The following is a 24,828-nucleotide window of genomic DNA, read 5'->3' as shown; positions in this document are numbered from 1 at the left end:
CACGACATGGCAGACAACACGCAGGAGAAGAAGATCGACTACGACTTCGCGGCGCATGAGCGCCCGCTGTTCGAGGCATGGCGCGACGCGGGGTACTTCCAGCGCACGCCGGGCTTCGGCGCGCACAAGGACGACTCGTACACTATCGTCATCCCGCCGCCGAACGTCACGGGCGTGCTGCACATGGGCCATGCCCTCAACGACACCATCCAGGACGCCTGCATCCGCCGCGCGCGCATGCGCGGCTACCAGACGCGCTGGATCCTCGGCACCGACCATGCGGGCATCGCCACGCAGACCAAGGTGGACAAGCACCTCGCCGAGCAGGGCATCAACCGCCGCGAGATCGGGCGCGAGGCGTTCATCGAGGCGTGCCAGGAGTGGCGGCGCGACTACGGCGGGCGCATCGTGAGCCAGATCGCCGCCATGGGCTGCTCATGCGACTACGCCGACGAGCAGTTCACCATGAGCCCCGAGTTCTCGCGCGCCGTGCGCCAGGTGTTCTGCGATTGGTACCACGACGGCATCGTGTACCGCGGCAAGCGCATCGTGAACTGGTGCCCGCACTGCACCACGGCCATCGCTGACGACGAGGCCGAGTACGAGGACGAGGCGGGGCACCTGTGGCATCTGCGCTACCCGCTCGTGGAGCCCGTCGACGGCGTTGAGTACATCGTGGTGGCCACCACACGCCCCGAGACCATGCTCGGCGACACGGGCGTGGCGGTGAGCCCCTCAGACGAGCGCTACAAGAACCTCGTGGCAGCGGGCGCGAAGGTGCGCCTGCCGCTCGTGGACCGCGAGATCCCCGTGTTCGCCGACTTCTACGTGGACGCCTCCTTCGGCACGGGCTGCGTGAAGGTCACGCCGGCGCACGACCCCAACGACTTCGCCATGGGCGAGCGCGCGGGCCTGCCCAAGATCAACATCTTCGACGAGACGGCGCACGTGGTGGAGGGCTTCGGGAGGTTCTCCGGCATGAGCCGCGACGAGGCGCGCGAGGCCGTGGTGGCCGCGTTCGACGAGCTCGGCCTGCTCGAGGCCGTGGAGGACCACGACCACTCCGTCATGCACTGCTACCGCTGCCACAGCACGCTCGAGCCGTGGCTGTCCGAGCAGTGGTTCGTGGCCGTGGACGGCCTGAAGAAGCGCGCCGCCGAGGTGGTGGAGAACGGTCGGATCACGTTCCACCCCGAGCGCTGGAAGCAGGTCTACCTCGACTGGCTGGCCAACCTCAAGGACTGGTGCATCTCGCGCCAGCTGTGGTGGGGCCACCAGATCCCCATGTACTACTGCGACGCGTGCGGCTGGCAGGACGCGTGCGTCGACGGCGCGGACGCCTGCCCCGAGTGCGGGGCCGAGGTGCGCCAGGACGAGGACGTGCTCGACACGTGGTTCTCGAGCCAGCTGTGGCCCTTCGCCACGCAGGGCTGGGCCGACGCGGGCATGGACGCGCCTGAGCTGGCCGCGCACTACCCGACGCAGGTGCTCTCCACCGCGCGCGACATCATGGGCCTGTGGGTGGCGCGCATGGTGATGTCGTCCATGTACTGCACGGGCGAGATCCCCTTCAAGGACGTCATCATCCACCCGACGGTCATGGGCGCCGACGGCAAGCCCATGAGCAAGAGCCGCGGCAACGGCGTGGACCCGGTGAAGCTCATGGAGGACTACGGCGCCGACGGCATGCGCTTCGGTCTGCTTTTGCAGGTCACGGGCGCGCAGGCCATGCGCTTCGACTACCAGAAGATCGAGAGCTCGCGCAACTTCGCGAACAAGATCCGCAACGCCGCGCGCTTCGTGCTCATGCACCTCGACGGCTTCGAGCCGGGCGCGCCCGAGCTCGTCACGCCCGCCGACAAGTGGATCTTCTCGCGTCTGGCGGCGCTTGTGGCCGACGTGGACGCGGCGTTCGATTCCTACGAGTTCGGCGAGCTCACGCGCGCCCTCTACGGCTTCGTCTGGAACGAGTTCTGCGACTGGTACATCGAGTTCTCGAAGGCGCGCCTCGGCGAGTCGGCTGACCCGGCTGACCGCCTGGCCTGCCAGCGCAACCTCGTGTACGTGCTCGACCAGGTGCTGCGCCTTCTGCACCCCATCATGCCGTTCGTGACCGAGGAGCTGTTCGGCCAGATGCCGGGACGCGCCGAGGGCGAGCTTTTGATCGGCGCGGAGTGGCCTGACGCCGCCGAGCTCGCGCGCTACCGCGACCCGCAGGCCGAGCGCGCCATCGCCATGGTGTGCGAGGTGGTGGGCTCCATCCGCTCGGCGCGCTCGCGCTACGGGATCTCGCCGAAGGTGGCGCTGCCGGTGGCGGTGAAGGCGACGGCGGACGATGCGGCGCTGCTCGAGGCGCAGGCGGCCCTCGTGACCTCGCTGGCGAACGTGAGCTCGCTTGCGGTGGGCGAGGACGTGGCGAAGCCCGCGGAGTCCTCCGTGGCGCTCGGCGCGGGCCTCGAGGTGTACACCTGCCTTTCCGGCCACGTCGACTTCGAGGCAGAGCGCGCCCGCATGACGCGCGAGCAGGGCAAGCTGTCCAAGGACGCGGCCAAGCTCGAGAAGAAGCTCTCGAACCCGGGCTTTTTGGCGAAGGCGGCCCCCGAGATCATCGAGAAGGACCGCGCCAAGCTCGCCGAGCTGACCGACAAGCTCGCGCGTCTGGCCGACCAGATCGCCGAGCTGGGCTAGCCCGGGGCGCGCGCGGGCTCACGGGTGACGCAGGCGTGAGGACCGCGCTGCTGAAGGCAGGCTTGGAGGACGACGTCTCTTGGCCTGCCTTTCGTCTAGGAGTCGTAGTTTGGTGCAGGCGTACATTTTTATTGTTTACAAGTTTACACATCCGAGATACACTGCAGGCGAGCGGAAAGGAGGCCGATGCATGGCGAGCAGGACGTTTTCAAGTCGCGTTGAGGAGAGCAAGCTGCGCTTTGCCGACTCCGTCGCGCGGCGCGAGCACGGCGTGTCCTTCGGGCAGTACTGCGGAACGTTGGTCGTGGACTACATCTGCGAGACAGGCGAGCTCCCACCCACGCCGCGCGCGGTGAAGCCCCGGCGGGGGATCGAGACCATGAAGGAGCTTACCGCCAAGCACGGCGAGAGCGAGGTGAGCCGCATGAGCGACGCCCAGATCAAGGAGCTGCTGGCGGCGCGCTATGAGTGACAGGCTCCTCATAGACACGAACGTCATGCTTGATCTGGCCATGGCGCGTCACCCCAACTTCGACGCAGCCGCCGCCATCGCGGAAGCCGTCGCCGACTACGAGGTATCCGCCTGCGTGTGCGCCACCTCGCTCAAGGACCTCTACTACGTCCTCACGAAGCACATGGGGGAGGCTGACGCGCGCCTCTACGTCCAGGCCGTCATGGAGGACTTCGACGTGTGTCCCGTCGACCTGGTGACATGCCGCACCGCCATCACCTCGAACGAGCCCGACTTCGAGGACGGCATCGTGCGCGCCTGCGCAGAGACCGCCCAAGTCGACTTCATCATCTCGCGCGACGAGAAGGCGTTCGCTCGATCCCGCATCAAGCGTCTCAGCGCCCAAGAGTACGTAGAGCATTTCCTGTAGCTCCCGTAGTCTCGTAGTTCCTGCAGCTTGGCATGATCTTCGGGAACTTTCTCCGACATTTGTCGAAGTTGCAATTGTTTCCTCGTCGATCACTTGCGCTGGGTTTGGGAATGTTTGATTTCTGATCGAGAATGCGACAATTCAATTCAACTGCAAGGTCTTGAACAGGCTTGTTGGACAGAATACTGTTAAAGCACGGGCATCGGTTCTTGCTGCGGCATTTGCGGCGTTTCGTCTGCGGTCTTGTCGCGAAGGAGGTCTGCCTGTCGAGGGGGTGTTTTCTGTCGTTGCACAGGGGGTCATATGGATAGCAAAAAAAAGAGCACGCTGATCGCAAGTTTCACTGGCCTGCCGCTGGTGTACATGCTTGCGATCATGTCATGGAGTGCGCTCAACTATATCAATCAGAGCTACTGGTCCTTCTTCATGACCGACGTGGCCATGATCGGTACAGGAACGATGGCTGTCATTCTAATTGTCTCCAAAGTTGTCGACTTCGCCTCTATTCCGCTGGTCGGCATCATCATCGAGAGAGTTAAGCTGCCTTGGGGCAAGCTTCGCTCGTGGGTTCTGGTTGCGCCGATTTGGCTCACAGTCTGCTTCTTCTTCATGTTTATGATCTATCCGTTCGAGACTGCGGTCAATGGCGTGCTTCTCTGTATGGCGTACTGCTTAGCGGCGTTCGGCATTAATACCCTCATAACAGCTCAGAACTCCGTGACTCAGATGGCTCCTCGATCAGCTGAGGAGCGTGCGATGTTCGCGACCAAGAAAGGTCAAGCTTCTGCTCTCGCGTCGTTTCTGACGGGTTTGATCATGCTTCCTGTCATCCTGTTCTTCAACGGCGGTGACAGGGCTGGCAGCAATATAGGTTATCTGGCTGCTGTCGCAGTGTTCGGCGGTTTGTGCATTGCCGTGCATCTCGTCTTGTTTAGGCTCTATCCGGTTGAATCCGTGGTGGACGAGGGTTCTGGCGCCAGAATTGAGAAAAATGCCGATGTCGGCAAGATGTTCAAGATTTTCTTTACTACGCCGCCTGTGCTCGGCATCGTCCTTGCGGACGGCTTCCGATACCTCGCATGGATGAGTATCACAGGTGCTATTGCCTTCTACGCCTCTTATTACCTCGGTGATATGGCATGGGTTTCGGTGTTTTTTTCGCTTTCGGGCGTTGCAGCCATCATAGGTGCATTGCTCTCGCAGTTCATCGTTCGCTTCGTCGACAAGTGGGTGCTCTACCTTGTTGGCCTTGTTGGCCTGATGACCATCATGATCGCTTGTTTTCTGTTCGTGAATGGCGATGGCATGACTTTTATAGTGCTGATGTCCGTAGGGTTCCTATTTGTTTCCTTCATCAACAGCACTCAACTCGGACTGTATGCTGATGCTGTTGACTACGGTGTCTACCTGCATAAGTCTGATGTTCGCGGTATCTTGATGGCTATGCTCGGCTTTGCTCCGAAAATTGGCATTTTGCTTTCTGGTGTGGTAGTTGGCGTCGGCCTCAGTGTCATCGGCTACGACGCTGCTGACGTTACTGCTGAGGCGATCGCCGGCTTGCCCTTCGTCATGCTTCTGATACCGGCATGCTGCCTAGCTGTTGGCGTAGCGATCCTTCTCGCTACCAATCGACTCACCAACGACAAGATGGTTCCCGTACGCGCATTCTTAACCGAGGCGGGCCTGCTCCAAGGCGACCCTGTCACGTCTGACTCCTCTGACAGGGATAACTTGCGTTCGGAGCGCCTGGAAGGGGATGGGTTGCTTTAAGGGGGCATTAGAGCAACTGAGGTAGTCATTGTGCTGGGGAGAATTATGAACGTTAAGAGAATAGCGTCCTTGATATTCGCGATTGCGATCGTGGTGTGCGGGTGCATGCTCACTCCGCCAGAGGGCTTGAGCAGGGAGGCCCTCATCGTGCTCTCGTTGTTCGGCTTCGTGATCTGCACGTGGATCGGGGAAGTATGCCCGAAGTTCGTCTCAACTCTGATCGCGATGGTGCTGCTGTATTTCCTCGGAGTTGCGGACAGCATCAACGAGGTTTGGCAAGCCTTCATCAGTTCGGTGTTCTTCTTCCTCCTCGCGGCTTTCGCGCTTGCGACGGTGGTAAAGAAATCAACTATACCGCTACGTCTGATGGGATTGTTCATCAGAGTATGCCAGGACAGGTCGAGCTTGATCGTGCTGGCCATCATGCTCTCATCTGCCATTGTATCGGCGTTCATGTCCGACCTTGCGGCTTGCGCTTTGGCGGTGAGCATCGTGCTACCCGTCATCAGGGGAGCTAAGATGCCAGAGCGGTTCGTTCGATGCCTGATGATCGCGATCCCAATCGCTTCTTTGACAGGTGGGTTCTCCACGCCGATAGGCTCCCCTTCGAACATCACCATTATGAGCTTGCTCGGTAATTTCGCCATGAGCGTGAGTTTTGTTCAGTGGGCGGTCGTCGGCGTTCCTCTCGCTTGCATGGTCTTGGCCGTCTCTTGGGTCGTGCTTGTGTTTGTATATCGCCCGGAGAAACTCGATCAAAGCTGCGTTGAGGACATTAATGGTCGTTTTGACAATCTGGGGCATCTAAGTGCTTACGATGTCAAAGCGATTGTCGTCCTGGTGGTGATGATGGTCGCGTGGGTCTCGAGCACGTGGACCCCTCCTCTCGACAGCACTCTCGTTGCCGTATGTGGTCTTTGCATTATGTTTTTACCAGGTGTGGAGCTTCTCTCTTGGAGCGATTTCAACGAGGGAGTTCCTTGGGATATGGTTCTTATGCTAAATGGTTTGATGGCGATGGCGGTTTTCCTCAACACGACCGAGGCGCTAGACTGGGTTGTCGGATCCGTGATGTCAGACGCTACATCTTGGAGTCCCCTTGCCTTCTTGTACATTGTGAGTGTGGTGATCTGCGTTCTGAGGTCTTGCGTGCCGTCTGGCCCTCCGGTTGTGGTGATGCTTGCTCCTGGTCTGATAGCGCTTTCGTACACCATAGGGCTGAATCCGTTTTGCGTGGTCCTCGCCATTTCGATTTGGACGCAGATTACGTTCCTCGTTCCCTCGATCGATGCCCTGTACCTGATCACCTACAGCACGGGATGCTACACGACGACACAGCTTTGGAAGGCGGGTATCCCGCTCACGGTGTTCTTTCTCGCTGCTCTTCCTCCCATCACCTATGTTATGGTGAACACCTTCATTCCCTTGTAGGGGTCGCATTTTGACATCGCCGGTAAGGCGTCTGTAGGGGATGCGCCCCGGTATCGCTTGAACAAGGCTTATCGCATATGCAAAAAAGGAAATCCCGCGCTCCTCTGAGGGGCGCGGGATGTCGTTGGTCGTATGCCATCCGAGCAGATGAGGGCTATCTTATCAGCAAGGCAATGATCTCGTTGAGCGATCCTTGGCTTTCCAAATCAAGGAGCAGGTCGGCTGCGTTTCGTGCCGCCTCTTTCGAGATCATGCCGGAAGAGGTGACGTTGAGAATGAACTTCGAGAGGATGTCTTGATCGGAGAGCGGGTTGAGAACCATATCCCCAAGAGGGGCGACATCGACGTTCCCGAGCAATACCTCGCCGCTTGTCAGGGTGATGCGCGCTCTCGCGGTGTTGACGGAGGGCAAGCTCTCGTCGCGATCGAACGAGAGCAGATCGAGCATCTCCCTAACCTGATTATAGGACATCGCTTCTCGCGTGTAACTTTCTGGTCGAACTCGCCCGGAGAGGGCAGCTGTCGCTGCGGTGAATTTGAGGTTAAAGGCGCCGTGGACCTGTGATTCCTCACCGAATTCGAAATCATCTATGACGAAGTCAGGCGCTTTCGGGTGGAGTGAGATGGTGATTGACGCGACTTCATCAGGATGAAGCGGCTGGCCTTTGCTTGCCGTTAGTACGGCGTCGATGCCCGCATGGGTCATGCGGCACGACGCCCACGGTTTGATGACGATGTCGCTGAGGTACGATTCCCCAAGTGTGTCGAAGAAATGCTCGACATCGTACTTCGAGCCGAACATATCAAAGAAGCATTTTGGACCGAAAACCGGGTCATCGAGTGAGCCAACCCCTGCTTTCGCAAGTTCGATTGCGAGAATCGCGTTTCGTGCTGCATTTGCGATCGGGTACTTGAAGCATAGGTTGTATTCGTCAACATTCCCCATTGAACCGGAAAGCGAGTTAACCATGATACCGAGGGCATTCTTGAACTGCTCCTTGTCGAGTCCGTAGAGTTTTGCGCAGGCAACGACGGCACTCATACCCGAAATCGTTCCTGTGTTGTCGAAGATGTCGTGGGGACCGCCGCCTGAGCACGCGTTGAGTCTCGCTGCAAAATCATCGCCGAGGGCCAGCGCGCAGATAAGTTCTTTGCCTGTTCGGGCGTTGCGTTCTGTCGCCACGATCGCCGCTGTTGCGCTGCAGGCACTGATGTGGGCGGGTTTACTCCTTCCGTCATCCGTAAGGGACATAACAGCATCGAAGTCGAACGATCTTGCCATCAGAGCGTTGATGAAGGCGGCTGACTCTGCGGGGAGCTTTCTTCCGAAGCCGAGCACCGTTGCCTCCTCGACGCCGCCCTTGGCGCAAAGCATCTCGTGCACCGATGCGCATGCGGGACCGCTTGTGCCGACGACTGTGACGCCGAAGGAGTCTAGAATTCTGGTTTTCGTTCGCCGCACCGTCTCTTGGTCGAGGTCATCGTATCTCGTCTCGAGGAAGTGATCGATCAACGCGTCAGTTTTGTTCATCATTGCTCTTTTCTACGAGGGGGCTTTCTCCTTCTTTTGAATACGAGAGATGTCTCTCGAGCTTCCTGAGGTAGGCGGACAAGACGAGGTTGCCCGCATCTTTGGATGCGATAGCGATGATATTCACCTTGCAGCGCTCGTCTTCGATGGTTTTGCAGACGAGGTCGTTGCGCAAGGAGAAGGTGGCGTCGTTGAACATCGACTGCGGGAAAAGATAAATGCTGTTGTCCTGTTTCTGCATCATGAGGAACTCTATGAGGTTGTCGACGGTCTGTATTCTCAGATGCGCAGTCGATTTGTTGCTCACGAACATTTGCTGAACCGAGCTGGTTAGGTGGTCGAAGGCGCTGTTCGCGGTCATCTGGATTGGTACGGACCTGATGTCCTCGAAAGTTATCGTCTCTTTCTGGGCCAAAGGATGGTTCTTGCTTGCCAAGAGAGCGAAGGGCTCTCTCCGGGAAGCGATGGTAGAGAGGCCTTTTTCGCCTAAGATGCGAGACATCTCCTTGACGCTGTCGTAGGTAATGAGAAAACCGAGGTCAAGAACCCCCTCAACGATGGCGCTCTCGGGCGTGCTCTTTCTGAGCGGGATCATCTGGAAGCTTAGGTTCTCGTTGCAGGTGAAGTAATTCCGCGTGAACTCGAGAACGTCAGATGAGAGTGCGTCGAGCGCGAAGGGGCGCTGTATGCGCACTACCTCTGCCTTTTCAATGTCGATTCGTCGACATTTCTCTACGATCTGCTTGTAATCGTGGAGCATCATGAGAGTGTAGTCGGAAAAGATCTTCCCCGCGGCGGTGAGCTTTGTCTTGCGCCCGCGGTGAAGCAGGGTGACGCCGAGCTCTTTTTCCAGGTCAGATATGTGCTTGCTCAAGGAGGGCTGGGAAATGTTCAGTTCTTTTGCTGCGGTGCTGAAGCTGAGATGATGGGCGAGTGATATGAACTCGCAGAGTATATCAAGCCTTACTGATCCGCCGGGTACTTGAATGATCATCAGAGCCCCTCCTTTACGGTTAGATTTGCGAAAGCATGCGTCCTGCATGGTGAAGTGCGCACAGGCAAAGAAGTGAAAGACAATCTCCTCTCTTATTCTTGAACTGGTTGCTCGCCTGTCGCGAAATCCCCTAAAGCCTCTTGAGCTTTCCATAAAGAATACGGCATAACTCTCGGCTGGTTACGCTTGGTTTGGGAATGATTGGTTTCTGATTGGGAATGCGACAATTCGATCCGACTGCAAGGCCTTGAACGGGTTTGCTGGGCGAAATACCGTTAAAGAGCAGGCAACGTGCCTGTTCAAGAACAAGCAGCCATGTCTGAAGGTGCGTCGATATGTGTTATGCCTGTAAGCAATGCGGGAAATGCCAGCCGAAGCAGCCGGAACTCAAAGAAGGGGAGAAGGCCTGCCCGATTTGCCGCAGGATCCTTCTTGAGAAAGAGATGGTCTGCCCTCATTGCGGCTTCAGTTATCCGCTGCCGCCTGGTATGGCGCTTGATTCGGGGGACTGAGCACAGCTATATTCGTGCTCTCTGCGTTCTTTTGCTTGAGCTTAGCGTCTGAGAGGAGTCAATGTGAACACCACGGAAGCTTTTGTCAACCATTTTATTAACACCAACTACGACGCTCTTGACGAGGAGACCATCAGAAGGGCGAAGCTCCGCCTGCTCGACTCATTTGGCGTAGCGGTTGCCGGGGCGCGCTCGATTGGCGTTGACGCTATCCGGAATGTGCTCGTCCGCATAGGGGGCGCTAAAGAGGCGACGGTGCTCGGCTTTGGAGACAAGCTACCCGCCGCCCATGCTGCGATGCTCAACGCTCTCATGATGCGCTCTTTTGATTTCGATACAGTGATGAATGTGGCTCTTGATGGCGAGGTATTCCCCTCTCATCTCGGAGCGTGCAGCGTCCCTGCTCTCGTTGCAGCTGGCGAGTTTCATAACAAGTCAGGGAAGGAAATACTTGCCGCTCAAGTTCTTGGCGATGACTTCGGCGCTCGTCTGACCGTATGCTCTGGCTATGCGCCCACGGGTCTTTTCGACAATACGGGAACGTCTTCGGGTATGGCCGCCGCCGCCGCCGTCTCAAAGCTCTATGATCTTGACGCCGCGCAGTTTTTGAACGCCTTGGGCTTGATGGTCAACATGATCTCCGGCTCCACAATGAACGTCATGCAGGCGTGTATGACGTTCAAGTTCCCCATGGCGAACGCGGCGCGAAACGCTGTGTTCGCTGCGGATTTCGCAAGGAATGGTTATACAGCCATGAAAGATCCCATTACGGATCCCAAGGGGTACTTCGCCATGTTCGGCGGAGACCATCATACGGAACACCTCCTGACGAAGCTGGGAGAGGTCTATCTCGGCGATGCAGTGATCAAGCCATGGCCGGGATGCCGTGAAACCCACATGGGTGTGCACGCGGTGCTTGAAGCAACGGGCGGCATACCGATCGACCCTGATGAGGTCGAGAGCTTCGTCGTTTACCTCGACGAGGAGACGCCGTCCTTCCTCAATGCTGATTTTACGTTTGGCGATACCAATCAGGTGCAGGGTGCCTTCAGCGGGCGCTTCACCGCTGCGAGCGCTGCTCTCAATGGTTATCTGCGTCCTGAGTCGTATCTGCCAGATGCGATGACTGCCCCGAAGCTCTCTAAGATGCTCGATATCATGAGAATAGAGACTGACGGATCGCTTGGCTCCTTGTGGCACTCTCGCGCAAGAATAGAGCTTAAGGATGGGACGATCTACGAAAGTGACGTTGACTACACTCTCGGCGATTTCGATCGATCCCCCCTTGATGACGAACGGGTTCTCGAGAAATTCTACAGGAACGTTGCATATGCAGGCCTGGTGGACTGCAAGCAGGCTGAAAGGGCGGCTGAGCTTCTTCTCAACGTCGAGGAGCTCGATTCCCTTGATGAGATTTTCGATAATTTGACAGCGTAGCCGTCGCTGACGTTCGGGTGGTTTTAAGCTGGATTGCCGAGGCGAGGCCGTCGAGGGACCTGCCCCGACGGCCATGTTGTTGGAAGGGGCGGGGATGGGCGAAAAGACGATATGGAACACCTCGTTCGCTCGGCTGTTTCTGTTTGAGGTCCTGCTTCAGTTTGGGACAACGTCAATCAACCCCATTGTGTCGCTATACGCGACCGCGCTTGGCGCGTCGCTGGTCTTTGCAGGCTTTCTTGCGGGCCTGAATTCGCTCTGTTCGCTGCTCTTCAGGATCTTCGGCGGATTGATTCAGGAAGGGTCGGAACGAAGCGTGCTGGTGGTCGCTGCTGTTGCTTTCGCGGCTTCGGCTTTGATATGCGTTCCCTGCGACTCCTTGGTTGCCTTGACAGCCTCGCGCATCGTTCTCGGAACAATGTTTGTCTTCAAGTCGTCCGTAGTGGTTGCCCTTGCGTCGAAGCTCGTGCCAAGTGACTGCATTGGGCGAGGTGTGGGGTGGATCGGCGCTGCGGGGGTTGCGGCAAACGCAATCGGACCGGGTGTCGGGTCTTGGCTTAACGAGATGCTGGACTTCAGGGCGGCGTTTCTCTTTGCGAGTGTCTTATTCGCGCTAGCTGTTCTCGTGGCTCTCTCTCTGAGGGATTCTCAGGTGGGAGGGGGAAGGGGTTTCGGGCGCCTGCAAAGCGTCGCGGAGAGTGCGCGAGGGAAGCATCGGCATATCGTTGCGTCCGACTTCATCCTCTTCGAGACGGTCCCCTTGGGACTGCTAGCAGGTTTCGTCACCATCACGTTCGGGTCGATTTTCTCCCTTGTTCTTTTAGTGGGCGATGAGCGGGGCATCGCGGAAGTGCCCGTATTCTTTTTCGTCTTTGCGCTTGCTGCCGTTCTCGTACGACCTGTCTCGGGTCAGCTGTATGACAGGTACGGGCTCGGGAGAGTGCTTCTGCCGTCTGCTGCGCTTATGTTCGCGGGCATCGTCGTTCTCGCTCTTGCTGGGAATGTGTTTCACGTTGCGCTTGCCGCAGTATTCTATGCACTGGGGCAGGGCGGCTCCTATCCCACGATCCAGGCCGAGTGCATATCTTGTGCTCCAACGGGGAAGGCTACGCTTGCCGCCAACACGTTTTACTTTGGAGCAGATGCGGGGATGGCGCTCGGTCCCTTGATGAGCAGCTTATTCTATCAGTTGTTCGGCTCCGTTTCGATGCTTCTGATCAATGCTGGCTTTGTGTTTGTGCTTCTGGTCGCGTACTGCCTCTATGCGCAAAGGCGTGTCCGTTCCTAGCATCCTTGCAAGCGACTCGGTGTAGGCTTGTTCTCTTTTGCGGCGCTTCTATTTCTTTTTCCGATATTGCCTATAGAAAGAAGGCATGCACGCATAAGAAGACACGACGCCAACTTGACGAAAAGAAAGGGTATTTCCAGGTCACGCTGCCATATTCTGATGCCAGCGGCCCATCGGTACAAGTTACTTGCGCCGACTGCGATGCGAGATGAGGTGCGCTTCGCGAGCGGTCTCGAAATCGAGTTGGGACGCAGAAAACCGGAGGAGAAAGGGAAGTCGATGCGAGAAGGTTTTATTCGTGAAGAGTTCAGCAAAGATCTCTACAAACCTGATCAATGGCAGTGGCAGGAGGGCGATCTCACGGTCACAAGAAGCTGCCAGTGGTCTGGCCCCGGCTGCCATCAGGGATGCAGCGTGCTGTTTTATACGAAAAACAACGAGTTGGTGAAAATTGAAGGTGACCCTAATTCTCCCGTCAACGAAGGCCGCCTCTGTATGCGCTGTCTCAACATGGTCGAAATGGTGAATCATCCCGATCGTATCCACACACCGCTTCGCCGCGTGGGCGAGCGCGGAAACAACCAGTGGGAGGAGATCAGCTGGGACGAGGCCTACGACGAGATCGTCGCGAAAACGAAGGAGATCACCGAGAAGTACGGCGCCAAGTCCATCAGCACCGGCATGGGCACGGGCCGTAATGCGAGCTGGCAGACGCCAGCGCTCGCGTTCGCAGGTTTTAAGACTCCCAACGACAACGCTGGCATGCTCTCCGGCGACTCATGCTACACGCCTCGCATGATGGCTATGAATGCGCTTTTCGGAAGTACCTGCATCGCAGACATGGGGCAGTGCCTCGAGAAACGTTTTGATGATCCTCGTTACTCGATTCCGGATATGATGCTCATATGGGGCAACAATCCTATCGTGTCCAATGCAGACGGCTTTTTCGGCCACTGGGTCATTGATGTCATGCGCCGCGGCACTAAGATTATCGTTGTCGATCCTCGTTTGACCTGGCTTGCTTCGAAAGCCGAGGTCTGGGTGCAAATTCGCCCTGGCACCGACGGTGCCGTGGCGCTCGCGATGCTTCACGTTATGATCGAAGAGGGCTTGTATGACGCCGAGTTTGTCGACAAGTGGACCTACGGTTTCGACGCCCTCAAGGAGCGCGTTGCCGACTGGACGCCCGAGCGCGCTGCCGAGATTGCCTGGTGCGAGGCTGATGTCATCACGAAAGCTGCACGCACGTTCGGTGCCGCGGGCGTGAACGGCACCACTACGCTCCAGTGGGGCCTGAAGCTCGACCAGCAGAAGTACGGCGTTCCGGCGGCCCATGCGATCGCGTGCATGCAAATCATCACAGGCAACATCGACGTGCCCGGTGGTTTCATCTGCATCAATTTCGGTTATACCCAGAGCGACATCCGCGAGGCGATTGCGAAGGACATGATGAGCGAGATCAAGGACGGTCGTTTGGGCGACGACTACGGTGCCCTGCGCCGCGTGGGCTACGCCCCGCACTCAAGCACTGATGCCACCTTGGTTGCCATGGAGACGGGCGAGCCCTATCCCATCAAGATGCTCTACCTCTGCTCCACCAACCCCATCACCAACATGGGCGCTGAGTCGAAGCGCATCTACGAGGCGATGAAGAGTATTGAGTTCTGTGTTGTGTGTGACTTGTTCATTACTCCGACCGCTGCCGCCTTCGCCGATATCTTTCTGCCTGTTGCGATGGGGTGCGAGCGGAGCGGCGTACGCGGCTGGTATACCCCATTGCGCGCAATCAACAAGGTCACCGACGCCGGCGGCAAGGGCGATGAGGTCCTCATGCTTGAGCTTGGCAAGCGCCTGAACCCCGACTACTTCCCGTGGGACACCGTCGAGGAGTTCGACAACTATTGCATGGAGAACCTGTCCTCCGTGCCGCTGAAGATGACCTTCGAAGAGCTGCGCGATAAGGTCATCGCGTACCCTGATTTCGAGTACAGAAAGTACGAGAAGGGTCTTCTTCGCGCTGACGGCAAGCCGGGATTCCAGACCGCTACCGGACGTATCGAGCTCTACTGCACCATGTATGACATGGCCGGCGTTGATCCTCTGCCGTATTTTGACGAGCCGACTGAGAGCCCTATGCGCACCCCCGAGCTCATGGAGGAGTATCCGTTCGTTCTTTCCACTGGCGCCCGTTCATGGGAGTTCTTCCACTCCGAGCAGCGTCAGTCGAAAGCCATGCGCGAGTTCCATCCTGATCCCATCGTAGAGCTCAACACCGAGGACGCTGCTGCTTTGGGTATCAAGGAGGGTGATTGGGTTAACATCGAGAACCCGCATGGAAAGATCAGGCAGAAGGCTCGCGTTGTCCCCACCATCAAGAAGGGTGTGGTCCACTGCGAGCACGGCTGGTGGTTCCCCGAGCTCGCTGGCGAAGAACCTACTCTTTTCGGTAATTGGGAGTCCAATGCCAATTGTTTGACCACCATGTGCGACTTCGGTCCGAGTGGCTACGGGGCGCCCTATAACACGCAGATCTGCAGAGTCTATAAATAAATTGGAGTGAGAACAATGGGAAAACCGGGTTTGCTGATCGATTACGAATGGTGCACAGGTTGCCATTCCTGCGAGATGGCTTGCAAAGCAGAGCATGGCTTCGGAGAGGGACAATGCGGCATTAAGCTGCACAAGAACGGCCCGTGGCAGATTAAAGAAGACAAGTGGGAGTATGCCTTCATTCCGATCCCGACGAGCTTGTGTGATATGTGCGCTGACCGTGTTGCAGAGGGGCGCGTTCCCACCTGCGTCCACCACTGCCAGGCACTTGTCATGGAGTTCGGCGATGTCGAGGAACTGGCCAAGAAGATGGACAAAAAGCAGAAGGTGCTATTTATCCCCTGCGACTAGCTAAGCGTCAACGCGGGCTGCGGGTTCCCTGCTGGCGGTGGGCAACCGGGTGACTGGGCCCTCGCTGTCGGCAGGAATAGCCCGATAAAAGGAGGTTGTTATGGACAAGTTCAAGATGATCAGCTCCATTACAAAGGAAATACTCGGTAGTAGCGAGCTGGAGTCAAAGTTTGCCGAGGAGCCGATGGAGGTCCTGGCGGCTCTTCTGCCCGGCGACTATGAAGGGTCTGAAGAGGAGAAGGCGGAGCTGTTGAGGGGCATCGAGGCGCGTGTCGTCATGTGGACCCGAAACACGGGTGTTGCCAGCAGCGTTCAGTAGTCTCTGCGAAAAACAAGAAGCTTCGGGAAGGGCTCATGCGACGTTGCGTGACCCGTGAAACGCCGCACCCTTTTTGCCGAAAGCGCATCAGCTAAGGAGAACATTAATGTGTTTTAGGCCTGCTGGGGCTGAGTTGGCTCCCAAGAAATGTCCGAAATGCGGCGCGGAGTGCGATTACTTCGCATCTGAGTGTCTCACGTGCGGCGTGATGTTCGGTGGTAATGCACCTTCGGCGCCGAGCGCGCCCGGCGCGCCGGGCCGCCCGGTGCCGCCAGGTGCGCCGAGTGCGCCGGGTCGTCCATCAGCCCCGGGCAAACCTTCCTGATGATCGCGCCACGCGTTTTGCGTGATTGGCGTTCTGCAAGGCGCTTGCTCAGCTGATTGATGTTTGCATGACGCTTCGTGCGTTAGTTGTGGAAATGAGAGGAGGGAGCATGAGAAAGCTTCCGAAAAGGACCTACAACGATGAACTCTACCGGGATGAGTGGCAGTGGCAGGAAGGTGACTTGACTGTCACGCGTAACTGTCAATGGTCAGGTCCCGGCTGCCATGAAGGCTGTGGCGTGCTCCACTACACTGACAAGGAAGGTCGTGTGGTGAGGATCGAAGGTGATCCGAAGAGTCCCGTCTACAACGGCCGCTTGTGCATGCGCTGTATGGCTGTTCCTGAGGCCATGTATAACAAGATGCGCGTGACTAATCCGCTGAAGCGCGCTGGAGAGCGTGGTGAAAACAAGTGGGAGGAAATCACCTGGGACGAAGCCTATGCCATTATCGAGGAGAACGCGAAGCGGCTTTCCGCTGCGTACGGCCCCAAGACCATTGCGGTTTTGCAGGGAACTGGGCGAAACACTTCTTGGCAGGCTGCCGCCATCGCGAATGTCGCGTACCAGACCCCCAACTTGATGTTTGGCTTTCTCGCGGGCGATTCCTGCTATGTGCCTCGCCTGGTCGGCATGTCTTCTGTTGCAGGTGATGCGTCTATCATGGACTGCGCCCAGATGTTCGAGGATCGGTATGACAACCCTCGCTACGTTGTTCCCGAGATCTGCATCGTCTGGGGCAATAACCCCATTATCTCCAACGGTGACGGCTTTATGGGCCACTGGATCGTCGACCTCATGCGCATGGGGACAGAACTTATCGTCATCGATCCGCGTCTGACCTGGATGGCCGGCATGGCGAAGCATTGGCTGCGTGTTCGTCCCGGCACGGACGGCGCCTTGGCGCTCGCAATGATTGATGTCATTATCAAGGAAGACCTCTACGACCATGAGTTCGTCGATTGTTGGTGCTACGGCTTCGACCAGCTCAAGGAGCGCGCAGCTGAGTTCCCGCTCGACGTGGCGGAGCACATCACTACGATCCCCGCCGATCTAATTCAAGCCGCGGCGCGCGACTACGCTAAGGCGAAGCCGGCGGCCGTCCAGTGGGGCCTTGCTCTCGATCAGCAAAAGCACGGACTCGGTGCGAACCACGCTATCCAGGCGCTGTGGGCCATTACGGGAAACGTCGACGTCCCCGGAGGCAACATACTTGTGACCTCGGGTTACATCCAAGCCGATGTGCGCACTACGTTCCAGTGGGATGTCCCCGAGGCATACGCCCGCCTCGGAAACGCGGAGTCAAAGCTTCGCGCCCAGGGAATGGACAACTCGGCAGCAACGGAGATCTTGATCAAGGCGCTTGAGACAGGCGAGCCCTATCCCGTGAAGATGATCCACTGCACGTCGTCGAACACCTTCGCGAACATGGGAGCAGAGGCTGAGCGCGTGTACAAGGCGATGCTGAATGCCGAGTTCATTGTTGTCTCTGACTTGTATCTTACTCCAACTGCGGTCGGCACTGCTGACGTTTTTCTTCCCGTTGCGATGAGCGCAGAGCGCAAGGGCGTGCGTGGTTGGTGGGCTCCCATTCGGGCGATCAACAAAGTATCTGACTACGCCAACACGAAGTCGGACGAGGAGATTGCTCTTGACATTGGCCGTCGCATGAACCCTGAGGCTTTCCCGTGGAAGACCTTGGAGGAGATGTGGGACGACATTATGAACAACCTTCAGAGCGCTAACTTCGATGATGGTGAGCCGTTCTCCTACGATAACCTCCAGAAGCGCACCTATCGTTACGAGGTGTTCGAGTACAAGAAATACGAAAAGGGCTTGCTACGGGCTGATGGTCTTCCCGGATTCAACACGCCGACCGGTCGGCTCGAACTGTGGTGCACTACGCTCAACAGTTGCGATCTCGAGCCGCTTCCGTACTTCGAGGAACCTTCGCCAAGTCCGTTTTCCACGCCCGACTATGCAAGCGAATATCCCCTGATCCTCACGACAGGGCACCGATCCTGGGAGTTTTTCCACTCCGAGCACCGCAACTTGAGGTCTATGCGTGAGTTCCATCCGTGGCCTTTGGTGGACATACATCCCGACACAGCCGTTAAGTACGGTATCAAGGAAGGCGACTGGGTTCTCATCGAGAACCACCGTGGGAGCGCCAAGGAGATCTGCCGCCTCAATCCGTCCATGGACCCGGGTGTAGTGTCTGCTGAGCATGGTTGGTGGTTCCCCGAGCGTGAGGCGGCGCTGCCAGAGCTGTATGGCGTCTTTGAATCCAATATCAACATGCTGACTCCTTCTACCGATGTCGGACCGTCCGGTTTGGCCGCTCCGTACAGCACCCAAATGTGCCGCATCAGCAAAGTGGAGGGCTACGTTCCCCCCGAGATCAGCCTGTAATGCCGTCGTCAACATTTGAACGGAGAAGACTATGAACGGTTTGCTTATCGACTATGAGTTCTGTACTGGCTGCCATTCGTGTGAGATGGCGTGCAAAGTTGAGCACGGCTTCGGCGAGGGTCAGTGGGGAATTGAGCTCAAGCAGCTCGGTCCTAGGGAGATCAGCTCGCGGAAGTGGGAATACAAGTTCGTTCCCGTGCCTACGGAACTTTGTGACTTATGCGCCGATCGCGTTGCAGAAGGACGCTGGCCTACGTGTGTGCATCATTGCCAAGCTCAGGTCATGGAGTTTGGTCCCGTCGAAGATCTCGTGAAGACCATGGACAAGGAGAAGATGGTCCTTTTCGTGCCGTAAGCCGGAAGCATCGCTGCGTAGCCAAGCGGGGATTTTCGGTTTGGAATTGAACTAATAAAGATTTTGCTGTGAAGAAGGAGAGCAAGTGATGCGCTACACACGAAACGAGCCTGATCGAGTGAAGTGCCCCAGCTGTGGGGCTGTTGTTCGCAAGCCTCAGCCGGGCAAGCCGCCATATTGCCTGTCCTGTGGCGCTGAGATTCCTGAAGAGACGCCCATTTACACGGTCGATCAGGATCTTACTCGAAAACCAACTGAGAAATAACGAGGAGGCGGCCCTGCATTTCGGGGCTGCAGGGCCGCTTGTGCTTCGCATGTGCTCTTCTGTGCTGCATGCGGGGGCGGAAATGCTCTAGACGCAGAAAAACTTCATTCTACTTAAGGAGGGAAATAATGGAGGCAGTATACGTTGTTTTGACAATCATACTGTTTGTAGCTCTTGTGCTAATGTTGATGAAGCGTCTCAACGCTTCGTTCAGCATGCTGTTCGTGGGTGTTATTGGCCTGCTTGTGTTCATGGCTCTGAGCGGTCAAAGTGTTATGGAGAAGTCGACGGGCAATATGTTCTTCGATGCCTTCTCCTACTTCCAAACCAGCATGGTCTCTTCGTTCACCATGACTGGCATAACCTTGATCACGGTTTTGGGATATGTTGCCTTTATGAACAAACTGAAGGCAAGCGACATGTTTGCGATAACAGTTGCAAAGCCCATCAGCAAGATCAAGTCAAAGTATGTGATTATCGTATTGGCCATGCTGGTGTGCTGCGTCATAAAATGGGTCATTCCCAGCGCCGTGACCTCGTTCCTTATGGCGTATGCCTGCATATATCCCGTTCTGCGCCACTGCGGTATCCGTCGCGTCACCGCGATCTGCACCATCACCGTCTCACTTGCGTGGTCCCTCGGTCCGGGCCAGCCGTTTACTGGCATGGTGTACGGAACCTTCGCCCCCGAGGTTGCCATCTCAGCCCCCGAGTTCTTTGTCAACGTCGAGTTGAGGTACTTCATCCCGGTGTTCATTGTTTGCGCAGTGTCTTTTATCCTCACTACTAAGTACTTTGAGGCTCGCGAGGACAAGAAGCCCTACGAGTACGCTACCCCTGACGAGGTAAGTGAAACCCTCATCGACACCAAGACCCTTGGCATTCCTGGCTGGTATGGCCTTCTGCCAATCATCCCGTTGGTTCTCGTCATTATTTTCGGTGGTACATTCCTGCCCATTCGCGTCGGCGTCGTCCCCATCTACCTGATGTGCGGCATGTTCGTCATTCTCATTGAGTGCGTTCGCCGCAGGACGATCCGTGCTGCGGTAGAGGACTACCAGCTTATCCTCGACGGCATGGGCGAGTCTTGGGCTCGTTATGCAGCCATGGCATGGGCCGGTGCTGTCTTCGCTGACGCTATTGGCAAGCTCGGTGGATTGGATATTCTCATGAAGATGCTGATCTCCCCCGATCTGTCGGTGCAAGTTCTGTTGATTGTCGGTGGCATTGCGGTGTTCGTCATTACCGCCCTAACCGGTCAGCCGAATCTTGGCATCTTCGGCTTGACTCCCGTCATCGTTGCTGCTGCCACATTCATCAATGCCGATCTGTATTACGTCTTGCTTCCCATTGCCGCTGCTGCAACGGGCTCCAACATTTTATCGGTTGCAGCGCCCGTCGCTTTGGTGTCGGCGGAGAAGGGCGGCATCCCTGTTACGACCTTTATCGTTCGCCAGGCTATCCCCTGCATTTGTAGTGGCCTTGCGATCATTCTCTGCTGCGCATTCATGTTCTAACCGCTTTCAGCAGCCTTTCTTCTCGGGATGCTTTGCAGACAACCTGGGAGGTGAAGCTCATGGCTTCGCCTCCTTTTTGCGTTTCGCGTCGTGCGACCAGCGTTTTTGCTCGCAGGTTGCTTGCGCGTACCGTCCCCGTACCCCTGCGATTGGCGTTCTTGCCCGCAGGCATGGGATCACTCACGCTCTGCTCTTTTGCTATCCTGCGGTTTTCGGGAGCGTCACGAGGACAGGGGCCATGAGTATTGAAAGAACGATGGTCACGAAGGCTGTCTGGGCCATGTCGCGGGGGTTCCCGTTGTGCTGGCAGCATAGCATTGTCGCGGCCATGCATGTGGCGATGGTGGGGAAGGGTGCTTCAGGTGGTGACACCTTCTTGACCATGGTGTTGTCTTGCGTGAGGAACCGCATCCTCACGGTGAGCATGAGGAAGAGAGCCTGAACAGCGGGTTGAATACAGCAGTGTAGTGTATACGAGCGTCTCGGATCTGCAGGTGGTTGAGAACGCAGAGCGTTCGATGAGACTCACGTTCTCGAAATACTGTATGAAGAGGAGTGCTTCACAGTGTCCTTGTACGTGGCGGCTATGGGCGCATAGGTGATGTCCGCGGTGAGGAGGTGTTCCGTGCACGATGCAAAACGCCATAAGGATGTGATCGAGACTGGGTGGCCTTCGGGTTTCAGCGGCAAGCATGTTGTCGAGTATTATGCTCGGTAATGTCATATTGATGATAGGCTTGGAGGGGATCGGTCGAAGTTTTTGCCGTGAATTGTCTTCGTTGTGCAGCTTGCGACATGATAAGGAGTAGAGTGAGCTTTTTACGAGAATGCGCTTGCGCTGTCGGAATCCATGAGGACTCCTTTCCAGCGTTGCTCACCGTTACTCCGATTGTATGGAACCTTGCAATACAAGGCGTTTCTGGCGCGTGCGGGCACTTTTGCTATAATGTGAGCTTGCGTCGCCGCGCGACGCCGCCGCGAGCGCAGCTTTGCTGTGCGCTTGTTGGTGGCGCGCATGTGGGGCGACAAGGGAAAACGGAGAAGAAGAGGTCATCATGAGCGAGTTGCTCTCGCAGCTGTGGACGCCGCAGATGCAAACCGCGTTCACGGTCGTGATCGTGCTTTTGGTCATCTTGTACGTGCTCTCCATCGTGTGGGTGGTGCGCGACGCCTACCTGCGCGGCACCACGTGGTACGTCTGGGCGGTCGTGGCGCTCGTCCCCATCGTCGGCGTGATCGCGTACTGCCTGCTTCGGCCCCCGATGCTGCGCATCGACCGCGACGAGCAGGAGCTCGAGGTGGCCCTCAAGCAGCGGCAGCTCATGAGGTACGGCGAGTGCGCCGCCTGCGGGTATCCCGTCGAGGCCGACTACGTGCTCTGCCCGAACTGCCACACGCAGCTCAAGAACCTCTGCACGCACTGCGGGCACGCGCTCGAGCCCACGTGGACGGTGTGCCCGTACTGCGCGACCCCGGTCGGCGCGGGCGAGGTGCGCCGCACTCGCCGTCCGCAGCAGCGCCCGCAGGGCGCGGTGCGCGAGCGGGCTCCCCGCGAGGCGCGCCCCGAGGGGCAGCCGCGCGGCTAGCGGCTTGCACAATCGGTTGCGACGCGTGCGGCTTGCGCGCGCGTGCGGTCGGCGGGCTGGAGGTTGCGGCTCCGCACGTGCGGCGTGCGGCCTGCAGCGGTCGGTTGCAGCGGTCGGCGCCGGCAGCGCACGGCTGCAGCGCGTGATCGGTTCGCACCTTGCGGCCCGCAGCGCGCGGCCCGCGCACATACGTTGATTAAGGACTGGGCCGGGCCTTCCGGCTCAGTTTTTAATGGGATCGCGCCGCGGTACTCAAAGCCGCGGCGTTTGGACTTGCAGGTGCTCTGTATGCACCCGGCGAAGGAAAGGACATCATCATGAACATCGTTTTGCCTGACGGCTCGGTCAAGGAGCTGGCGGAGGGAGCCACCGTCGCCGACGTGGCCGCCTCCATCGGCGCGGGCCTGGCGAAGGCCGCGCTCGCCGGCATCGTGAACGACGCGCCGGTCGACCTCGCCGCCCCCGTGCGCGAGGGCGACTCCGTGGCCATCGTCACCGCGAAGAGCCCCGAGGGCATCGAGCTTCTGCGCCACTCCACGGCGCATGTCATGGCCGCCGCGCTCGTCGATCTGTACGGCGACGTGAAGTTCGGCGTGGGGCCGGCCATCGAGAACGGCTTCTACTACGACGTGCAGCTGCCCGAGGGCGTGACCGTCTCCCCGGACGACTTCGAGCACATCGAGGCGCGCATGGCCGAGATCGTGAAGGAGAACGAGGCGTTCGAGCGCGCTGAGGTCACCCGCGCCGAGGCGCTCGAGAAGTTCGCCGACCAGCCGTTCAAGGTGGAGCTCATCAACGAGCTGCCCGAGGACGCCGTCATCACCACGTACGCGATCGGCTCGTTCACCGATTTGTGCCGCGGCCCGCACCTGCCTGCCACGGGCAAGGTGGGCGCGTTCAAGCTCACCAAGGTGGCCGGCGCCTACTGGCGCGGCGACGCCGACCGCGAGATGCTCACGCGCATCTACGGCACTGCGTTCTTCAAGAAGTCGGAGCTCGAGGAGCACCTGCGCAACCTCGAGGAGGCCGAGAAGCGCGACCACCGCAAGCTTGGCCGCGAGCTGGGCATCTACATGATGGACCCCATGGCCGGCGTGGGCCTGCCGCTCTATCTGCCACGCGGCGCGCGCATCATCCGCACCCTGCAGGAGTGGCTGCGCCGCGACTTGTACGACCGCGGCTACGAGGAGGTCATCACCCCGCACATCTACAACGCGGACGTGTGGAAGACCTCGGGCCACTACGGCTTCTACAAGGAGAACATGTACTTCTTCGACATCAACGAGGGCACCGACGAGGAGCCGCGCCTGTCCGAGTACGGCGTGAAGCCCATGAACTGCCCGGGCCACGTGATGCTGTACAAGAACGAGCTGCACTCCTACCGTGACCTGCCGCTGCGCTACTTCGAGTTCGGCACGGTGTACCGCCACGAGATGTCGGGCGTGGTGCACGGGCTTCTGCGCGCCCGCGGCTTCACGCAGGACGACGCGCACGTGTTCTGCACGCGCGACCAGGTGGTCGACGAGGTGGTGGCCATCCTCGATCTGGTTGACCACATCATGTCCACGTTCGGCTTCGCGTACGAGGCCGAGATCTCCACGCGCCCGGAGAAGTCCATCGGCACCGACGATATGTGGGAGCACGCCACCAACGCGCTCAAGGAGGCGTGCAAGCGGCACGACCTGGCCTACGAGATCAACGAGGGCGACGGCGCGTTCTACGGCCCGAAGATCGACATCAAGGTGAAGGACGCCATCGGGCGCACCTGGCAGTGCTCCACGGTGCAGGTCGACTTCAACCTCCCCATGCGCTTCGGCCTCACCTACCGCACCGAGGACAACACCGAGGAGACGCCCTGGATGCTCCACCGCGCCATCTTCGGCTCCATCGAGCGCTTCCTGGGCATCCTGATCGAGCACTACGCGGGCGCGCTGCCGCTGTGGCTGGCGCCCGTGCAGGTGGTGGTCATCCCGATCGCCGACCGCCACAAGGAGGCCGCCGCCGCCTTCGCCGCCGATGTCAAGGCCGCGGGCGGGCGCGTGGAGGTGTACGACCAGAACGAGCCTATGAAGGTGAAGATCGCGAAGGCCCAGAGCCAGAAGATCCCCTACATGGTGGTGCTCGGCGACAAGGAGGTCGAGAACGGCACCGTGTCCGTGCGCGACCGCGCCGAGGGCGACCAGGGCGCGTGGGAGCGCGCGAAGTTCCTCGAGGTCATCCGCGACGCCGCGCTGTAGCTGGCGCGAGGTTACGCTGTAGTCGGCACGAGGCGCAGCGCGGGGCAGCGGTGGCTTGCAGGCGCGGCTCACGGCTTGTTGCCCGCGCGCTGCTGAGAACCGCCGTAATTGGCACGAAACCGCTGCTGTTTGAAGAGGGGACGCCCACGCCGTGGACGCCCCCTCTTCCGTGTCCTGAGCGAGCAGCCTTCCCTTTGTGTCATCCCGAGAGTACATCCCATCCCCATGCCATACCGAGCATGTGTCCCTCTTCCGTGTCACTGATAATCGTTACGGGTCTCGCCCTTCCGCTTCCACCGAGCCGGAAGGGCGGTAACCTACGTTGCGGGGACGGCGCGGTGGCTCGCACTGTGTCCGACGCCCGAGGGCTGTCTCGAGGAT

At 58.5% G+C, this 24,828-nt stretch carries 18 protein-coding genes; 15 read left to right on the top strand and 3 right to left on the bottom strand.

What is annotated here, in order from left to right; translation table 11 throughout:
• The first annotated feature begins 6 nt into the window (after positions 1 to 6).
• The 5 genes from G7Y50_RS04860 to G7Y50_RS04840 all read left to right on the top strand — a co-directional run bounded on the left by G7Y50_RS04860 (position 7) and on the right by G7Y50_RS04840 (position 6,770).
• Entirely contained in the window at positions 7 to 2,688 is a 2,682-nt protein-coding gene (locus tag G7Y50_RS04860; RefSeq protein WP_165054578.1) for a valine--tRNA ligase, read from the top strand.
• A gap of 190 nt (positions 2,689 to 2,878) precedes the next feature.
• Positions 2,879 to 3,160, top strand: a complete 282-nt coding sequence (locus tag G7Y50_RS04855) for a hypothetical protein (protein ID WP_165054581.1) — start codon at positions 2,879 to 2,881, stop codon at positions 3,158 to 3,160.
• The gene (locus G7Y50_RS04850) at positions 3,153 to 3,569 is read left to right on the top strand and encodes a PIN domain-containing protein (RefSeq protein WP_165054584.1); all 417 of its coding nucleotides are present in this window, start codon (positions 3,153 to 3,155) and stop codon (positions 3,567 to 3,569) included. Before G7Y50_RS04855 ends, G7Y50_RS04850 begins: the two co-directional genes overlap by 8 nt.
• A gap of 303 nt (positions 3,570 to 3,872) precedes the next feature.
• Positions 3,873 to 5,339: an MFS transporter gene (locus G7Y50_RS04845; RefSeq protein WP_165054587.1), complete on the top strand. Its 1,467-nt coding sequence runs from the start codon at positions 3,873 to 3,875 to the stop codon at positions 5,337 to 5,339.
• A 45-nt stretch (positions 5,340 to 5,384) separates the two neighbouring features.
• Positions 5,385 to 6,770 carry an SLC13 family permease gene (locus tag G7Y50_RS04840; RefSeq protein ID WP_165054590.1) on the top strand — a complete coding sequence of 462 codons (1,386 nt, stop codon included), beginning with the start codon at positions 5,385 to 5,387 and terminating at the stop codon, positions 6,768 to 6,770.
• Positions 6,771 to 6,924: 154 nt separating this feature from the next.
• Here the strand turns inward: G7Y50_RS04840 and G7Y50_RS04835 are convergent, their stop codons facing one another.
• Positions 6,925 to 8,301 (bottom strand): MmgE/PrpD family protein, encoded by a 1,377-nt coding sequence (locus G7Y50_RS04835; protein ID WP_165054594.1) that lies wholly within the window; start codon positions 8,299 to 8,301, stop codon positions 6,925 to 6,927.
• Positions 8,288 to 9,295, bottom strand: a complete 1,008-nt coding sequence (locus G7Y50_RS04830) for a LysR family transcriptional regulator (protein WP_165054597.1) — start codon at positions 9,293 to 9,295, stop codon at positions 8,288 to 8,290. The genes G7Y50_RS04835 and G7Y50_RS04830 overlap by 14 nt, the downstream gene beginning before the upstream one ends.
• 575 nt (positions 9,296 to 9,870) lie before the next feature.
• Between G7Y50_RS04830 and G7Y50_RS04825 the strand changes: the two genes are divergently transcribed.
• The 8 genes from G7Y50_RS04825 (at position 9,871) to dcuC (ending at position 20,624) form a co-directional block, all read left to right on the top strand.
• Entirely contained in the window at positions 9,871 to 11,244 is a 1,374-nt protein-coding gene (locus G7Y50_RS04825; RefSeq protein WP_165054600.1) for an MmgE/PrpD family protein, read from the top strand.
• Positions 11,245 to 11,338: 94 nt separating this feature from the next.
• On the top strand, positions 11,339 to 12,532 hold the full coding sequence (locus tag G7Y50_RS04820; RefSeq protein ID WP_165054603.1) for an MFS transporter: 1,194 nt from the start codon (positions 11,339 to 11,341) through the stop codon (positions 12,530 to 12,532).
• Between the two features lie 114 nt (positions 12,533 to 12,646).
• Positions 12,647 to 15,082, top strand: a complete 2,436-nt coding sequence (locus G7Y50_RS04815) for a molybdopterin-dependent oxidoreductase (RefSeq protein WP_206214769.1) — start codon at positions 12,647 to 12,649, stop codon at positions 15,080 to 15,082.
• Between the two features lie 15 nt (positions 15,083 to 15,097).
• Complete coding sequence (locus G7Y50_RS04810; protein WP_165054607.1) at positions 15,098 to 15,433, top strand: 4Fe-4S dicluster domain-containing protein; 336 nt, start codon at positions 15,098 to 15,100, stop codon at positions 15,431 to 15,433.
• Positions 15,434 to 15,533: 100 nt separating this feature from the next.
• Entirely contained in the window at positions 15,534 to 15,752 is a 219-nt protein-coding gene (locus tag G7Y50_RS04805) for a hypothetical protein (protein WP_165054610.1), read from the top strand.
• A 434-nt stretch (positions 15,753 to 16,186) separates the two neighbouring features.
• A complete protein-coding gene (locus G7Y50_RS04800) occupies positions 16,187 to 18,487 on the top strand; it encodes a molybdopterin-dependent oxidoreductase (protein WP_165054613.1) in 2,301 nt (766 codons plus the stop codon).
• Between the two features lie 31 nt (positions 18,488 to 18,518).
• A complete protein-coding gene (locus G7Y50_RS04795; protein WP_165054616.1) occupies positions 18,519 to 18,842 on the top strand; it encodes a 4Fe-4S dicluster domain-containing protein in 324 nt (107 codons plus the stop codon).
• A gap of 393 nt (positions 18,843 to 19,235) precedes the next feature.
• The gene (gene dcuC / locus G7Y50_RS04790) at positions 19,236 to 20,624 is read left to right on the top strand and encodes a C4-dicarboxylate transporter DcuC (protein WP_165054621.1); all 1,389 of its coding nucleotides are present in this window, start codon (positions 19,236 to 19,238) and stop codon (positions 20,622 to 20,624) included.
• Between the two features lie 198 nt (positions 20,625 to 20,822).
• On the opposite strand, the gene G7Y50_RS04785 is transcribed toward dcuC, so the two are convergent.
• On the bottom strand, positions 20,823 to 21,008 hold the full coding sequence (locus tag G7Y50_RS04785; RefSeq protein ID WP_165054624.1) for a hypothetical protein: 186 nt from the start codon (positions 21,006 to 21,008) through the stop codon (positions 20,823 to 20,825).
• A 671-nt stretch (positions 21,009 to 21,679) separates the two neighbouring features.
• Between G7Y50_RS04785 and G7Y50_RS04780 the strand changes: the two genes are divergently transcribed.
• Positions 21,680 to 22,210 (top strand): zinc ribbon domain-containing protein, encoded by a 531-nt coding sequence (locus tag G7Y50_RS04780; protein ID WP_165054627.1) that lies wholly within the window; start codon positions 21,680 to 21,682, stop codon positions 22,208 to 22,210.
• A 317-nt stretch (positions 22,211 to 22,527) separates the two neighbouring features.
• Complete coding sequence (gene thrS / locus G7Y50_RS04775) at positions 22,528 to 24,447, top strand: threonine--tRNA ligase (protein WP_165054630.1); 1,920 nt, start codon at positions 22,528 to 22,530, stop codon at positions 24,445 to 24,447.
• The last annotated feature ends 381 nt before the right edge of the window (positions 24,448 to 24,828 follow it).

Source organism: Adlercreutzia sp. ZJ176 (assembly GCF_011038975.1).
Lineage (GTDB): Bacteria > Actinomycetota > Coriobacteriia > Coriobacteriales > Eggerthellaceae > CAAEEV01.
Note: the sequence above shows the minus strand (reverse complement) of the source record. Positions and strands in the feature narration are given on the sequence as shown.

Coding starts and splice junctions, on each gene's coding strand:
- G7Y50_RS04860 (WP_165054578.1), top strand. CDS start 7: ATGGCAGACAACACGCAGGAGAAGAAGATCGACTACGACTTCGCGGCG.
- G7Y50_RS04855 (WP_165054581.1), top strand. CDS start 2,879: ATGGCGAGCAGGACGTTTTCAAGTCGCGTTGAGGAGAGCAAGCTGCGC.
- G7Y50_RS04850 (WP_165054584.1), top strand. CDS start 3,153: ATGAGTGACAGGCTCCTCATAGACACGAACGTCATGCTTGATCTGGCC.
- G7Y50_RS04845 (WP_165054587.1), top strand. CDS start 3,873: ATGGATAGCAAAAAAAAGAGCACGCTGATCGCAAGTTTCACTGGCCTG.
- G7Y50_RS04840 (WP_165054590.1), top strand. CDS start 5,385: ATGAACGTTAAGAGAATAGCGTCCTTGATATTCGCGATTGCGATCGTG.
- G7Y50_RS04835 (WP_165054594.1), bottom strand. CDS start 8,301: ATGAACAAAACTGACGCGTTGATCGATCACTTCCTCGAGACGAGATAC.
- G7Y50_RS04830 (WP_165054597.1), bottom strand. CDS start 9,295: ATGATCATTCAAGTACCCGGCGGATCAGTAAGGCTTGATATACTCTGC.
- G7Y50_RS04820 (WP_165054603.1), top strand. CDS start 11,339: ATGGGCGAAAAGACGATATGGAACACCTCGTTCGCTCGGCTGTTTCTG.
- G7Y50_RS04810 (WP_165054607.1), top strand. CDS start 15,098: ATGGGAAAACCGGGTTTGCTGATCGATTACGAATGGTGCACAGGTTGC.
- G7Y50_RS04805 (WP_165054610.1), top strand. CDS start 15,534: ATGGACAAGTTCAAGATGATCAGCTCCATTACAAAGGAAATACTCGGT.
- G7Y50_RS04800 (WP_165054613.1), top strand. CDS start 16,187: ATGAGAAAGCTTCCGAAAAGGACCTACAACGATGAACTCTACCGGGAT.
- G7Y50_RS04795 (WP_165054616.1), top strand. CDS start 18,519: ATGAACGGTTTGCTTATCGACTATGAGTTCTGTACTGGCTGCCATTCG.
- dcuC (WP_165054621.1), top strand. CDS start 19,236: ATGGAGGCAGTATACGTTGTTTTGACAATCATACTGTTTGTAGCTCTT.
- G7Y50_RS04785 (WP_165054624.1), bottom strand. CDS start 21,008: ATGGTCAAGAAGGTGTCACCACCTGAAGCACCCTTCCCCACCATCGCC.
- G7Y50_RS04780 (WP_165054627.1), top strand. CDS start 21,680: ATGAGCGAGTTGCTCTCGCAGCTGTGGACGCCGCAGATGCAAACCGCG.
- thrS (WP_165054630.1), top strand. CDS start 22,528: ATGAACATCGTTTTGCCTGACGGCTCGGTCAAGGAGCTGGCGGAGGGA.